Source organism: Ruegeria sp. CDSC079, from assembly GCF_059610505.1.
Genome location: NZ_JBXWNT010000002.1, coordinates 360,778 through 374,636, shown reverse-complemented (window position 1 = coordinate 374,636; position 13,859 = coordinate 360,778). Strand labels below are relative to the sequence as shown.

General features: G+C 53.3%; 15 protein-coding genes and 1 tRNA gene. 2 read left to right on the top strand and 14 right to left on the bottom strand.

Translation table 11 applies throughout. From position 1 onward, the window contains the following. Positions 1 to 2 precede the first annotated feature (2 nt). From AC2FIC_RS05145 to AC2FIC_RS05110, 8 genes are all read right to left on the bottom strand, one after another. On the bottom strand, positions 3 to 455 hold the full coding sequence (locus tag AC2FIC_RS05145) for an arsenate-mycothiol transferase ArsC (protein ID WP_142639018.1): 453 nt from the start codon (positions 453 to 455) through the stop codon (positions 3 to 5). A gap of 3 nt (positions 456 to 458) precedes the next feature. Beyond that, on the bottom strand, positions 459 to 938 hold the full coding sequence (locus AC2FIC_RS05140) for a UPF0262 family protein (protein ID WP_142639020.1): 480 nt from the start codon (positions 936 to 938) through the stop codon (positions 459 to 461). 86 nt (positions 939 to 1,024) lie between these two features. Further along, positions 1,025 to 1,822, bottom strand: a complete 798-nt coding sequence (locus AC2FIC_RS05135) for a hypothetical protein (RefSeq protein ID WP_496692237.1) — start codon at positions 1,820 to 1,822, stop codon at positions 1,025 to 1,027. Between the two features lie 120 nt (positions 1,823 to 1,942). Next, a complete protein-coding gene (gene hisD, locus AC2FIC_RS05130) occupies positions 1,943 to 3,244 on the bottom strand; it encodes a histidinol dehydrogenase (RefSeq protein WP_496692236.1) in 1,302 nt (433 codons plus the stop codon). A 60-nt stretch (positions 3,245 to 3,304) separates the two neighbouring features. Then, on the bottom strand, positions 3,305 to 3,826 hold the full coding sequence (locus AC2FIC_RS05125; RefSeq protein WP_496692235.1) for a GNAT family N-acetyltransferase: 522 nt from the start codon (positions 3,824 to 3,826) through the stop codon (positions 3,305 to 3,307). Further along, on the bottom strand, positions 3,816 to 4,292 hold the full coding sequence (locus tag AC2FIC_RS05120) for a DUF2948 family protein (protein WP_281973613.1): 477 nt from the start codon (positions 4,290 to 4,292) through the stop codon (positions 3,816 to 3,818). Before AC2FIC_RS05120 ends, AC2FIC_RS05125 begins: the two co-directional genes overlap by 11 nt. Beyond that, a complete protein-coding gene (murA, locus tag AC2FIC_RS05115; RefSeq protein WP_281973612.1) occupies positions 4,289 to 5,557 on the bottom strand; it encodes a UDP-N-acetylglucosamine 1-carboxyvinyltransferase in 1,269 nt (422 codons plus the stop codon). The genes AC2FIC_RS05120 and murA overlap by 4 nt, the downstream gene beginning before the upstream one ends. 6 nt (positions 5,558 to 5,563) lie before the next feature. Then, entirely contained in the window at positions 5,564 to 5,719 is a 156-nt protein-coding gene (locus AC2FIC_RS05110; protein ID WP_496692234.1) for a hypothetical protein, read from the bottom strand. Positions 5,720 to 5,948: 229 nt separating this feature from the next. Here AC2FIC_RS05110 and AC2FIC_RS05105 point away from each other — a divergent pair. Next, positions 5,949 to 6,023: transfer RNA gene (locus AC2FIC_RS05105), tRNA-Thr, on the top strand. A gap of 146 nt (positions 6,024 to 6,169) precedes the next feature. Here AC2FIC_RS05105 and AC2FIC_RS05100 read toward each other — a convergent pair. From AC2FIC_RS05100 to AC2FIC_RS05075, 6 genes are all read right to left on the bottom strand, one after another. Further along, positions 6,170 to 7,336 (bottom strand): tyrosine-type recombinase/integrase, encoded by a 1,167-nt coding sequence (locus tag AC2FIC_RS05100; RefSeq protein WP_496692233.1) that lies wholly within the window; start codon positions 7,334 to 7,336, stop codon positions 6,170 to 6,172. A gap of 419 nt (positions 7,337 to 7,755) precedes the next feature. Beyond that, the gene (locus tag AC2FIC_RS05095; protein WP_496692232.1) at positions 7,756 to 8,478 is read right to left on the bottom strand and encodes a hypothetical protein; all 723 of its coding nucleotides are present in this window, start codon (positions 8,476 to 8,478) and stop codon (positions 7,756 to 7,758) included. Beyond that, positions 8,475 to 9,236, bottom strand: coding sequence for a hypothetical protein (locus AC2FIC_RS05090; protein ID WP_496692231.1), 762 nt, complete (start codon positions 9,234 to 9,236; stop codon positions 8,475 to 8,477). Before AC2FIC_RS05090 ends, AC2FIC_RS05095 begins: the two co-directional genes overlap by 4 nt. Further along, a complete protein-coding gene (locus AC2FIC_RS05085; protein WP_496692230.1) occupies positions 9,229 to 11,097 on the bottom strand; it encodes a hypothetical protein in 1,869 nt (622 codons plus the stop codon). Before AC2FIC_RS05085 ends, AC2FIC_RS05090 begins: the two co-directional genes overlap by 8 nt. Before the next feature lie 121 nt (positions 11,098 to 11,218). After that, positions 11,219 to 11,443, bottom strand: coding sequence for a hypothetical protein (locus AC2FIC_RS05080; RefSeq protein ID WP_496692229.1), 225 nt, complete (start codon positions 11,441 to 11,443; stop codon positions 11,219 to 11,221). Between the two features lie 122 nt (positions 11,444 to 11,565). After that, entirely contained in the window at positions 11,566 to 13,071 is a 1,506-nt protein-coding gene (locus AC2FIC_RS05075; RefSeq protein ID WP_496692228.1) for a DNA cytosine methyltransferase, read from the bottom strand. An 83-nt stretch (positions 13,072 to 13,154) separates the two neighbouring features. Between AC2FIC_RS05075 and AC2FIC_RS05070 the strand changes: the two genes are divergently transcribed. Then, positions 13,155 to 13,598, top strand: coding sequence for a very short patch repair endonuclease (locus AC2FIC_RS05070; protein WP_496692227.1), 444 nt, complete (start codon positions 13,155 to 13,157; stop codon positions 13,596 to 13,598). Positions 13,599 to 13,859 lie beyond the last annotated feature (261 nt).

Genomic DNA, 13,859 nt, shown 5'->3' with positions numbered 1-13,859 from the left:
GGTCACTCCGTTGGTTCACCCCAGCGATCCTTCAGATGCTGAATGATCTGATCGCGGGTCTGTCGGTAGTGATGTAACTTTTCCTCGCGGCTTTCGCCCAGCCCGGTAGGGTCCATTATTGGCCAATAATCGACATCCAGATGAAAAACCCGCGTCAAATCCAGCGCACGGCGCTGGCTGGCCGGCGACAGCGCTACAATCAGATCGAACGAGCTGAGGTCGTCGCCCCATTCCTGCATTTCATCAAACGACCGGGACCGGTGACGTGAAAGCTCGACGTCGATTTCATGACAGACCGAAATGCAAAAGCCATCGATCTCAAGATCGTTGTGCACCCCGGCGGATTGCACATAGGTGCCGGTGCCATAAAACTTCTTCATGATGCCTTCGGCCATCGGAGATCGGACCGAATTGTGGTCGCAACAGAACAAGATGGACTGCGGCAGAGACGTCACCCGTCACCCCCCGAAATGCAATACGCAGATCAACGTAAACAGGCGACGGGCTGTGTCTGAATCAACTTCGGCCTTGCCTTCCAGCCGTTCCTGCAACACCCGACTGCCTTCGTTGTGGATACCGCGCCGGGCCATGTCGATGGTTTCGATCTGGCTGGGCGGCAAAGTCTTTACGGCGTCGAAATAGCTTTCACAGATCTGGAAGTAGTCCTTGACCACCTGCCTGAATGGTCCAAGGGACAGATGGAACTCGGCCGCTTTTTCTTCGGCTTCGGTGGCAATGTCGAAGACCAAACGCTTGTCACGGATCGAGAGTTGCACATGATACGGCCCTTCCGGAACCACACGATCATCGCGTTTGGGCAGCGCGAAAGCGTTATCCTCAAGCAGATCATAGATTGCCACTTTGCGCTCCTGCTCGATCTCGGGTGTCGGCGGGGGCAAGTTTCTATCATCCAGTTCGATGTGCGAAATTCGGGTCATGGTCGTTTGGTCCGTTCAGGTCGGGACAGACTTATCCCAATGGAAATAAATGGGCAACGCAGTGACGGGCCGTCCGACGAAAATCGTCAAAGCGGGTGTTCGGACGGATCTATTCCGTGTTTGCGCAACAGCGTATCGACCAGTGAACCAGAGTTGATTTGGCGGCCAAGAAAGATCTTTCGGAACCAGGATCCAAAAAAATGGACAGACATCTGTTGGTCCCACTTCAAAAAATCCAGTTTGGAAAGGTCGGGGTCATTCCAAAGGCCGCGATATCGCAATGGGATAGGATAGAGGACCGACCTGTGCACAGCCATCTCATGCTCTGGTGTGCCATAAAGAAAGTGAAACAGCATGGGCGGACCAAAGCTGAAAATTGGCAGGCTCCAATAGGTCGACCCGTTGAACATTTGGCTGTAGGTTTCCTTATGCTCTTGTGTCCACCATGGCGGCACCAGATCGCTGTCAAAAGCATATTTGCACATGGCTTGCAGCCCCGGACTGTCGCTGGGCAACGCAAGTACACCGTTCATGATCCGTTGTTTCTTGAGGTTCGCATTCGGAAAAAGATACCCGTTCTTTGTCTCGAATGGCCGGACCGCATAAGCATCCGCATCGGCCCAGATATAGTCGGTTTTTTGCATCAACTGCAGACGGAAAAGATCTGCATGAACGGCCACGGATCGGGTTATCGGATCGCGGTAGATCTCGGGAGTATCATAAATTTCGCGGGCATCGCGCGGCTCGATATAATCCGGAATGTCTTCAAGATCGCCATAGTGATAGACGATTGGCTTTTGGTCGACATCGGCGAAGGACTTCAGGCACAGATGTTCCAAAAAGCTAAAGCGCTTACCGATCCAGAGGGTCGCCACACGTTCCAAATCAACCTCCTTTAGATCCGGTCGCACATAAAGAGCGCCGCAATTTGCCCCTTGATTTCAAGCCCTATCGGGGAAAATCGGATGAGGTAGTTGCAGGTGTGACCCTCTGACCATAGGTGATCAACCGTTCAATCGCTTCAACCGTGCGGTCACGGACAGCCCGTGCGCCTCGAGGCTTTCCGACTGCGCAAGTTGCTCTGCCGCTGGCCCGATTGCCCGCAGGGCTTCGGGTGTCATCTGGCTGAGAGTCGTGCGTTTAAGGAAATCCATCACACTCAGACCGGAAGAAAAACGCGCCGACCGGGCGGTGGGTAGGACGTGATTGGGCCCACCAACATAATCCCCGATTGCCTCGGGTGTGTATTGACCAAGAAAGATTGCACCGGCGTGAATTGTCTTTTCGCTCAGAGCGACGGGATCTGCGACGCATAGCTCAAGGTGTTCCGGGGCAATTCGGTTCGACAGAGAGGCTGCCTCATCCAGACTGCCCACAGTGATCACCGCACCAAAATCGCGCCAGCTGGCACCTGCAATCGCCCGGCGCTGCAGAGTTTCAAGACGTTTGTCTACGGCTTGCGCCACAGCCCGCCCAAATTCAGCACTATCCGTGATCAGGATCGACTGAGCACTTTCGTCATGTTCTGCCTGGCTGAGTAGATCCAGTGCAATCCAGTCGGGGTCGTTGTCTTTGTCAGCAATAACCAAAATCTCAGACGGTCCCGCAATCATGTCTATGCCGACCTTACCAAAGACACGGCGTTTGGCGGCAGCAACAAAAGCGTTCCCGGGGCCGGTGATCTTGTCCACCGCTGCGATGGTATCTGTTCCATAGGCCAGTGCCGCAATCGCCTGCGCCCCGCCAATGCGATAGACCGTAGTCACGCCTGACAGGCGCGCGGCCAAAAGGACCAGAGGGTTCGCCTGACCGTCTGGGGTGGGCACGGCGATGGCCAGGCGCTCGACCCCTGCGACATTGGCCGGGATCGCGTTCATCAGAACCGACGACGGATACGAGGCCAGCCCTCCCGGCACATACAGCCCCGCCGCAGACACTGCGGACCAGCGCCAGCCAAGGGTCGCCCCGGCCTCATCCGTCCATTGGTGATCGGCGGGCATCTGTTTCTCGTGATAGGCCCGGATGCGTTCGGCTGCCAGTTCGAGCGCCTGACGATCCGCGTCCGAGACCTGCGCAATGGCGGCGTCGATTTCCTCTGCCGAAAAGGCCAGCGTATCCGGTGTCAGCTCTAACCGGTCGAATTTGGCCGTCAGTTCGATTACCGCCTCATCCCCACGGACCCGCACATCGTCAATGATCTGCGCGACGATGGCATCCACATCCGGGCTGTCTTCGCGCTTGGCCGACAGCAGGGTCTGAAAAGCCGCGTCAAACTCGGGCGACGTGGTGTCTAGAAAAACGGGCATGATCTGGCACTCCGTGGCGTTTCACCGGGTCATATCGCCGGGATGGGCTGTCCTCAACCCTCAGTCCACCGGGTGCAGCGATTTGCGCATCTCAAAACAGGATATGCTTTTGCGCGCCGCGCAGCCGCCAGTCGGTTTCCAGCCATGCCGGATATAAAACGCCTGGGCCGTCCGTGTCCCCTCAAGCTGTGCCTCGGTGCAACCGGCAGCGGCCAGTTCCTGTTCCAGCCGGGCCAACAACGCGCTTCCCACCCCAAGACCGGTATGAGCCGGGTCGATATAGAGCAGCGTGATCTCGCCGCCCTCACGCAATCCGCCGACAGCCGCAACCTGACCTGCGCGCTCGGCCAGCCAAATCTGCGCTCCGGCCTTGATCCAACCCCGAATGGTCTCCGGGTCTTTATTGGCGGTCCATTCCGCAACGGCCTGCGGATCATCGCCATGATCCGCCTCGCACAGCTGCGTGATCGAACGGATCAGAACCCGGCTTAGATCAAAGACATCAAACACGGTCGCGCGGCGCAACATCAGACCAGCGGGTGGTTCTGAGAAGGCCTGCGCAATACCGCGCTTATTCTGCATGATGCGGCGCTTGCCCCGAAGGCGCCTGATAGGGGCGGGTTACATCCTTGAGCGTGACGTCTATTGCCTCGACCGATAGACGGATCGCGCCATCTCCGGCCAATGTCAGCAAAATCTGACCCGCGCCGTCTTCGCCGGGTTCAAAATCGACCGAAAGCAAGGACATCACCAAATCCTTCTCGCTACGGTCGATACCCTGGCTGGCCACGGTTAGAACGGAAGCGAACACCAGCACAGACTGCACCCTTTCGAATGGACGGCCCCGGCGCGTGGCCGCATCCTTGTCCTCCCAGCGGAAACGGTTCAGCAACAGGCCAAAGCGGCGCTGCGACGGATGCCAGGTCATTTCGGATACGGGGAACACCGCATCCTGTGTTAAAGTCGAGATCACCTGAAGGTCATCCCCATCCTCTGCACCCAGATTCAGTGGAGCCTCACGCCCATCGTGGAAACTTGCGTCTGTCATTGGTCTTTGATCCGTTCAATTTTGGCGCCCACGCCTTCCAGCTTGCGCACAACATGCTCATACCCACGATCCAGATGATAGACCCTGCTGACAGTTGTTTCACCTTCAGCAGCCAGCCCCGCCAGTATCAGCGAAACCGAAGCGCGCAGATCTGTCGCCATAACCGGTGCGCCCTTCAGACGTTCGACACCAGTCACGGTTGCCGTGCCACCGTGCACTTCGATATTCGCGCCCATCCGCACCAATTCGGGGGCGTGCATGAAACGGTTCTCGAAAATGCGTTCTTCGAGCACCGAGGTACCTTCGGCCGTGCACATCAGCGCCATCATCTGGGCCTGCAGGTCGGTCGGAAAACCCGGGAACGGCTCGGTCACGACATCCACGGCTTTGACGCGCCCGTTCTTGCGGGCGACCAAAAGACCGTTTGCTGTTTCCGAGACATTCACGCCCGCCGCATCCAGTTTCCCGGCAAATGATTCCACCAGAGACATCCGCCCGCCCAACAGTTCGACCTCGCCTCCGCAGATCGCCGGGGCCAGCATATAGGTGCCCAGCTCGATCCGGTCAGTGACCACCTGATGAGTGGCACCATGCAACCGGTCTACGCCTTGAATTTCGATGGTCGGCGTGCCTTCACCGGAAATCTGAGCACCCATCTTCCTCAGACACTCGACCAAATCGACAATTTCAGGTTCGCGCGCCGCGTTCTTCAGAACCGTTGTGCCTTTAGCCAGCGTGGCCGCCATGACAATGTTCTCGGTCGCGCCCACGGATGCAAATCGCATCTCATGCACGGCACCTTTCAACCCGCCCACAGCTTTGGCATGCAGATACCCGTCCTTAAGCTCAATCTCAGCGCCCAGCGCCTCGAGCCCTTCGACGTGCAGATCCATCGGACGCGCGCCGATTGCACAGCCTCCGGGCAGCGAGACGACCGCCTGCCCGAACCGCGCCAGCAAAGGACCCAGCACAAGGTTTGACGCGCGCATCTTTCGCACGATGTCATAGTCCGCCGTCTGACTGGTCAGGTCGTGGCTGGACATTGCGATCACCTGACCATCCTGCAATGACGACACCTCGGCCCCCAAGGACTGCAGCAAAGCCGTCATCGTCTTGATGTCGCTCAGCCGAGGCGCATTGGTCAGCGTCAGCGGTTCTTCGCTGAGCAAGGTCGCCGGCATCAGCGTCAGACACGCGTTTTTTGCCCCTGCAATCGGTATCTGACCTTTAAGCGGCCCGTTGCCTGTCACCAGAATCGAATCCATCTGCTCTTATCCCTCGTCTTTGTCGGCTTTGCCGTTCTGGGTTGCCCGCGCCTTAGCCTGCGCCTTACGCCGCGCCATATTCGCCTTGAGCGCCGCTTTCAGCCGCTCTTCGCGCATATCGCCGGATCTGCCTTGTTTTTTAGGAGTATTTTTATCTGCCATAACCTTTCTCTACAGGAGGCGAAAAAAACCGTCCAGACACCCTTGCGCCGCGTTTCGTTTGAGTCTAATCACCCGCCCACAGCGCTGCTGTAGCTCAGAGGTCGAGCACTCCCTTGGTAATGGGCGGGTCCATTCCAAGTTTGATTGTTCGAACAATGAGTTAGTGGAGCGTGGTGGAAATTAGTAGGGTATTAGTAGGGCGTTTTTCCCGGTGCCCTGAAGTGGATAGGCTGCTGTAGCTCAGAGGTAGAGCACTCCCTTGGTAAGGGAGAGGTCGAGAGTTCGATTCTCTCCAGCAGCACCATAAAGCACTGATTTTACAGAGAAATTCTTCTCTATCCGGGCGAACCGATTGGCTGCTCGGTACGGTTAGCTCCATCCTAATTGACATGGGACTAGAGCTTTTGTGCTCTCCTTGTGTACGATCACCGTAGATGTAGCGGCTTGCAATCAGTCTTTCGCCTCTTTCATGTCCAGAATGCGTTGTGAAATGAGTTCAACGGGGCCGCGTAATCTGTCAACGTTGATGATGATATAACCACCAGTCACGTCAGCGGATGAGCGGTGATTTAGCAACCGTTTGAGCGCGTAGTGTGGTATGTCAAGACTTTCGGCGACTGTTATGTAAGTTCTGCGTAGGTCATGAAGTGTGAAAGCTACACCTGAGGAAGCGGTGACCCGTTGAGAGAACTTCTTCGGCTCCACAATATGACCAGCGGGTCCGTTGCCCGGAAATACCCATGGCGATGCCCCCGAACTCTCTTTTCTTTGCCGAAGCAAAGTGAGCAGAAAGTCAGAAAGTGGAAGCATAAGCGGATCGCCGTTCTTGGTTGTCGGCAAGTGCAGCTTGCGCTCGTCAAGGTCGATGTTCGTCCATTGCAGGCTTGCGATTTCGTTACGGCGCATCCCGGTGAACAGCGCAAGTAGCAGGAAGTCGCGCGAGTATGTGGGCTCTTCCATCACAGCGGCCCACCATGCGGGAAGCTGTTTGGCTTCGATAATGGTTTGGCGTCGCCGCTCCTTGTTCCAAGCTCTAGCTTGGCTCAGAATACTTACTGGATTTGGCGGCAGGTTTTCTTCTGTCGCAGCGATAAAATTGTAGACTGAGCGAAAATGGCGAAAAGAGTCGTTTGCAGTGACTTTTCCATTCTTGCGCGACATCTCTTGATGCTTCTTCAGCACCATCTGCCGTGTGATCTCATTGACTGGCTTTTTTGCCCACGACTTAAGGTAGATGAACCCCGTGCGCGAATAATTGTCTAATGTTGCCTTTGCCAGATCAGGTCGAGCTTCAAAGAACTTGTTGAAGGCCCTCTCAACCGTCATCTTTTTTACAGCTTCTTTGCGCTTCTCCGCCGTCGGATCAACGCCATCTGCCATGTCACCCAAAACGACGAGTGCTTTGCGCCGCGCTGTTTCCGGCGCAAAGAGGTCCGCTCGCCCAATTGTAACGCGTCTGGTCCGACGATTGACCTGCCCTTCGACAATGTATGTCTTTGATTTTGCACCGACGCGCACGCCAAAACCTGGCAACATCGTATCGCGATAGAAAGCTTGCCCGCGTTCGGGGTGCGGTATGTCATCAACACTGCGGCGAGTAAGACGTAAACTTGGCATCGTGACCTCCTTGTGGCCACAACTCAGTATAAGCACATTTCGATAAAAAGCTCGACTTTTCTGATAGTTATGTGATCATAGCGCACTGTGTCTAGCACAATGAAACGCTATCCAACTCTGTGGCGGCAACCAGAGTTGAAGGCTTGCCCAATCACGATCACCTATGACAACGTAAAATGGTCTTGCAGGCTACGGTAACAGGACGCGGCGGCTAAGTTGAGTACAAGTCCGGCCACCGGCGCAAAATGCACCCGTAGGCCGAGCCTAGACTAGAGCAGAACGCTTCTCGGTTATCTTGGTCCAATGAACAGAGTTTCCTACGCCCCATTGGTGTTTCTACCGCACTTTGACAAGTGTCTAACCGCAGCTGAAACTTCGGCTCCAAATGGAGTCTCGCAGTCTTGCAAGACCGACTTCTTTTAGATTGAGTCTGAACTCTTGGAACCCGTGAACTTGTCAAATTCAGCAGGCAAAAGACGCACCCAGTCATCGACTAGGAAGCTATGAACATCCCAAGTGACCTGGAACTGGTTGACAATCTGCGGTAACCGCCGGGCAGAACCCCCTCCTTTGCCAGCGGAGCCGGTCTTGTTCGTGCCCTTTCCGGGGTCGAAGTATAGTCGCTTGCAAAGCTTTTGGAACTCGTGAGTGAACATACCTTGTTGACTCGTAGTCTGTTCCCGGACCTCACCAGGGGTATCGGGCCTCCCGCAAAGTGCATGATCAGCGTCATCACCAAACTGGGTATAAAGCTGAACTGGCATTCGCACCTTGTGCCTTTGAGCTTTTTGATAATCGTTTGGGTCCGTAGGCATCCAGACTTCATAAGCTCCAGGTTTTAGTGTGCCGTCAGGACCCTTTTTGAATAGTGTGTCGCGAAGTACGAATGTTAGCCAGGCCCAGAATTCTGAGGCGCTTAGAAATTCATCCACCTTCAGGCTGTCCATGGCTTCGAGCACTGCTCGTGCCATTTCTTTTGTTGTGTCAAAGGATTTGGCTTCGAAATTTCGTGAACCCTGGACTGGCGTCGCAACACTAAGATCAGTGGGGTCAATTTGATCCGCTGAAATATCCCCTTTGAAAAAGGCTTTGAATCGTTCCATGCCAAGTGGAGTAAACTGGTAGAGACTATCGAAGGTCATTTCTCCGCCTCCTGACCTACAAGGGTTGCCAATGCGTCCGGCAGAAGATCCATTTTTGCTAGAATTGTCGATTTCGCATTGTTTACCCAATTTGAGAAGTCATCTGGGTCGGACCCAGTAGGGAACTTGTCGCACCCCATTGTTTTTTCGGCCCAAAGAACCCATAAGTACATCCATCCCTCATCCAGCTTTCCATTCGTCTCAAATATCTTTTGGAACACCTTTTCGATTACTGTTGGAAATACTGAGAGCAGAAATATCGGATTTGATTTCACCCAAATTATTGGATCAACTTTTCCTTCCATCTTCTCGTTTAGGAAAAGTGTCGGGAAAGCATCCTCTTCAACGGAAAGCTCCCAAAGGAACGGTGATGTGTCCCTTTTCTGAAAGTGAAGAATTCCTTCCGCATCTCCGGAGTTGTTGCTCTTTGGCAGTTTCGTAGAGCCAAGTAGAAGATGGTTCCTTTCAGTGCCGTGATGGGCAATGCGCAACTCCGCTGACGGCGATACCCAGCTAACTCCTTCAAATGACACGCTGGACTTCATGCTTTCTAGCGTACCAAAGTCGGCGAAATGGACGCTCTTATTCTCGCTGAGCATCACCTGAATTCTGGAGTCGGGTGGAAAGCTCTGAACTTGGCTTTTGTCAAGAATATCAAGAAAGCAGACCACTCCGTTTGCAGTGTCGTTCCAGTCAAAGCTAAATGCACTCTGGGGAAGCGATCGCCTACCAGTCAATCTGATTGATGTCTTAGTCATTCTTTGAACCTTTTGGGCGCAGCGGCGTATGATGGACGATCAATTCGCGGTTCTTGTCGAACCCTGTGATCCGTGCACAAAAATTCTCGTCGCATCCGACAAAGTGGAATCCTGCCTTTCGCTCTTTTGTAGTTTCAATCACGTTGGTCTTCTGCGCGCCTGAAATCGATTTATCCAGATCACTGACCCTAAAATCAAACTTGCTCCAATGGGGTTTGGCGCGACCATCAGCATACGCAAACTGAACATTCAGGTTCAAAGGCCAACCCTCACCAGACGGGCTTGCCTTGATTTCGAACCCGTCCTCTAAATCCAAGATATTGAAGTACCTCACAGACCGCTTGGGCGGATCCACAATGACAGTCTTTTTTTTCTTCTTCTTTTTCTTTGACTGCTTCGGTGCATTAGGCACTGAGAACCACTTTGCGAAAACCGAAGCGTCAGGTTCGTTGCTATCTGATTGAACGAGGCTTCGTATCTTTCGCGGAAGCGTATTCACAAATCGCTTTAGACCAATTCGTCCTTCGTAACCTTTCTCGTGGAGTTTCTCGAGAACTTCACTGTTCTCGAGAAGTCCAAGGTGAGCCTTACCTTCGCAGAAGTTTAGATAGACACTTAGAATGTCGTCCTGACAAAACATGAAGGCATCCAAGTCCCCCTTGTTCGCGGCCTGCACGTTTGGGAGATACATTCCACCACGATAGAACATATCCGTTGGGGTGTGGCCCATCGGAGTTGATCTGATGAACACGTAGATTTCACCGCGCGAGAATTTACCGTTTCGTCGCACAGGGACGTCAAACAGGAATGATGCACAATCATCTTCCTCAAGCTTCTGCAAGATCTGCTCTTGGAGTTCATCGCTCAGTCCGTCTTTCAAAGGTCCAGAGAAGTTTCCTTCTTTGACGTCAATCTTGAAATCGGCGTCACTCCCACTCTGCAAGATAATGGACAGGATACTGCCTGGGTCTTGCTGGAACGATGGGTTTGTGAATTTTTCCTTGACCTCAGATGCAACGGCGCCCAACGAGCTTGCATCAATCGTTTTGCTTCCCACCTCGACTATCAAGTCACCTGACGCGATTGCTGGTGCAAAATTTTCGATCGCAGCCGCACAAATTGTTTGTTCGTCAAGCTCCTTTCGAGGGAATGGGATCACAAGAGACAAACCTGAGGCGCCGCCTCCCTCATAACGGTTTGTCTCGAAGCTCTCAGCGATATCCATTGCGATTTCACTTGGATAGAGCTCAAGGATGTTTTCTTTCTCTGCCTCGGCAAAAATCGCGAAACTGCCACGAAACTTTTCGTCCCATTCTTCAGCCCTTAGAACGCTCATGCCACAAGAAATGACTTTGTCTTCTCCTTGGCGACGAGTGATTCCAATTACAGTGTGGATTTGCGAAGCAAGCAGAAAAGTTACTCTACCTATCCCTCGCCCCCCACGACCTTCCCCGGACTTGTTGGACCTACCAAAGTTCAGCCAGTAACCCCAAAAGTCGCTTTTGCGTTGAGTCAGGTCTCCAAGTAGACCTGTGGCGTTCTCGTCCTCGACCACCAGCCAACGCATTTTTTGTTCGGACCACTCTTGTGGCCAAGGAAGGCCGCAGTGGTCGCGTTTGCTTACCAAATCGACGAGATATTTCTCTCTGCTAGTTAGGTCTCCACTACAAAAATTGAATTTCGCGACCACGGAGCCGGCATCTTGCCGTTTTGCATCAAGAATATTCTGAATGGCCTCGCGCACGAATGTGTGTGCATGAGGGAATTTCTCGGTATCAAATATCTCACTATCCAATCCCTCATGAGAGGGGGAGGCGCCAACGCTTGGCCACTGCCACGGAATATTGTCTAAATCTGTCATTGAAAGGCTCATTGCTTAGAAATTCTCCTGTCCCTTTACCCAAGAGTCGGTATGGGTTTTTGCTCTGCCGAGACGTTCTGGTTCTATGACGGGATTAGGGAAAGACATTAAGAGATCGCTCCTAAAGCTTGAATTTTTCGTCGGAGGCATGGGCTTGATTGAAGCGTACTTTCAACGCCTTAACCTCGTCATCGAGTGCTTTGATGATCTTCGCGACATCGGCGCTGTCGTATGAGTAGTTGTTCCGGCTTGACAGGTTTCCAATCAAGCGGAGGTCCTTGATCGCCCTATTGACGCGCTTTTCAGCGAGTTCTTCGAACTTCTTTCTTTTGTCTCGGTCTGTCATCAGTCGGCCACTCCCCGCTAGTACAAAGACTTATCTAGGGGCGTTTGGCAAGAATGTCAACTACATATACAGTATGTAGCTCTTATATAGTATTTGTAGTGACTAAAATGGATGCAAAGTTCCTATCTGGAGAGCATTTTTGATACTGCCATTGCGATTTGAAAAGCTAAGAAAGGCGGTACTGCATTGCCCACTTGGTGATACTGAGCGGTCCGCCCCCCATGAAAAAAGTAGTTGTCGGGAAAGGTTTGCAGCCTCGCGGCTTCTCGTACCGTCAACGAACGACACTGAATTGGGTCTGGGTGAATGAAGTAGTGGCCGTCTTTGGAAATATGACTGGTGATTGTCGTGGCAGGCCGATGAGCAACTTGTGTGCGAAACCTGTCTGCGAAGTGACCACTGTTACGGCTCCTATGTTCAGGTTGAAGGAACCCAGGAAACTCTGAAAGCTTTGGAGAACGATCGAATTCTGACGAGTGAATCGAAGAAAACAAATAACGACCAAGATCACCGCTGATGTGGCCGCGCGTTTCATGGTGCAGGACACTTTGTAGCACGTCGTCTTTGAGCCATCTTTGCAAGTTGCCGAGCGGTGAGCGCTCGTTTGAATAATGTCGCGACTTGCGCAGAGTTGGCAAATGAACGCTCGATGCAATCGAGCGGGCTCGCCGTTTGATTTCGTACGGAACTTCATCCGAATCTGCTAGGGCTCGGGCTTGAGCTCGCACGGCTTCTTTCCATGCCTCGAGTGTGTCCCCCTTGCTAAGTCCGCTCCGAAGCCTTGGGAGCCCAACTAGCGTCTCCTCGACGGTAGGAGCTGTGAGATGCCTCTCAAGAAGTGGCTGCGTACCCAAATCCAGTTTTTCCGCAACATCGTTTCGGAAACCAAGCACTATGACTCTGTGCCGAGCTTGGGGCACACCGTGTTCCTCAGAGCGAACTATGAAGTCACGAGCCGGCGGGTGCTTCTTCCCCAAATTCAGGGCAGACGGCGCCAAGGGGACCAACGTGTAACCCTGCGCGGCGGCGCGGAGGTCATCCAGAACCCTGTGAAAGATACCACCACCGCCTACTTGGCTTGATAACATGCCCTTAACGTTCTCCATGACAAACGCTGCAGGCTCCAACCTGCTTAGGATGTCGACGTACTCCTTGTAGAGGTAGTGGCGGTGATCATCCTCGGGGACGTACTCTTCTTTCCCTTTGTTTCGCGATCTCCCTGCAAGAGAATAGGCTTGGCACGGCGGACCGCCGATCAGTATGGAGTTTCCGTCAAATTCCTCGCGAATACGGTCCAGAGTTGGTGCGAGCTCTTCAAACACGCCTGGTTCGCCAAGGGTCAGTTGTCTGACTTCGGCGTTCGCTTTCTCCCACTCCGTTGGATATATGTCCACCCAATCCGGTAGGTCTGTTCCGGAGTGCAAGGCATCATAGTACTCTATTGGCAGCTTGTCGCCAAAGTTCCTCAAAAAGGAACGTAGTCGCAAAGTACGAACAGCATTTGGCTCCATCTCCACTGACAATTCGATCGTCATGGATAGACCACCAGACCTTCCGGCTTGGGCGAAACCTTCACCCAGGCCTCCTGGTCCTGCAAAGAGATCAACAATGGCGAAGTCGCTACTCATTTCATTTCCGCTCTATTTTTCACTATATTGCGCCAAGAAAGCGCCTTTCGCCAGGGCGAAGATTTCTTGCAGAAAGACAGTTCATGGTGGACATCGTTACACGCGAGGTACGCTCGAAAATGATGTCACGGATCGGCAGACGTGACACCAAACCGGAGCTCGCTTTGCGTCGTGCCCTGCATGGCCGCGGATTTAGGTATCGCATTGATGATCGGCGGCTGCCAGGTTCACCTGACGTTGTACTGCCTAAGTGGCAAACGGTTTTGTTTGTGCATGGTTGCTACTGGCATAGACACATGGGCTGCCCAAAAGCGACTACACCTAGCAGTAACGCGGAATTTTGGAACAAGAAGTTTCGGCAGAATGTAGAGCGCGATGCAAAGAACCTAGAGCGGCTAGCATTGGCAGGCTGGAGAGTAGGGATCGTATGGGAGTGCGCAATTGGTTCTAAGCCATCAATTGATCTGCTGGATCGCCTATGCGAGTTCATTACCTTGAGTCGGGAACCGCAGATGACTTTCGAATAGCGATTTCTCTCGCTGGAAAGCACATCAAAGCTAAATTGAATATGCTTCGTTTTTGCCAGTGTTTTATGTTTTGACCTGTTTGAGGGCTTTGTACGGCGCGCCTGCAGGGCACGCAGGGCCAAAATAAACCCTGCACACCCTGCAAACCCAAACATCGCTCTCAGAAGGCTGTGTGGTCCGCTGGAGGCGACCCCAACTCTTCAACCGTGTACCTCTTAGCTTTTGATGGGTCGTCAAACCGACGCCATGGACGGGATGGTG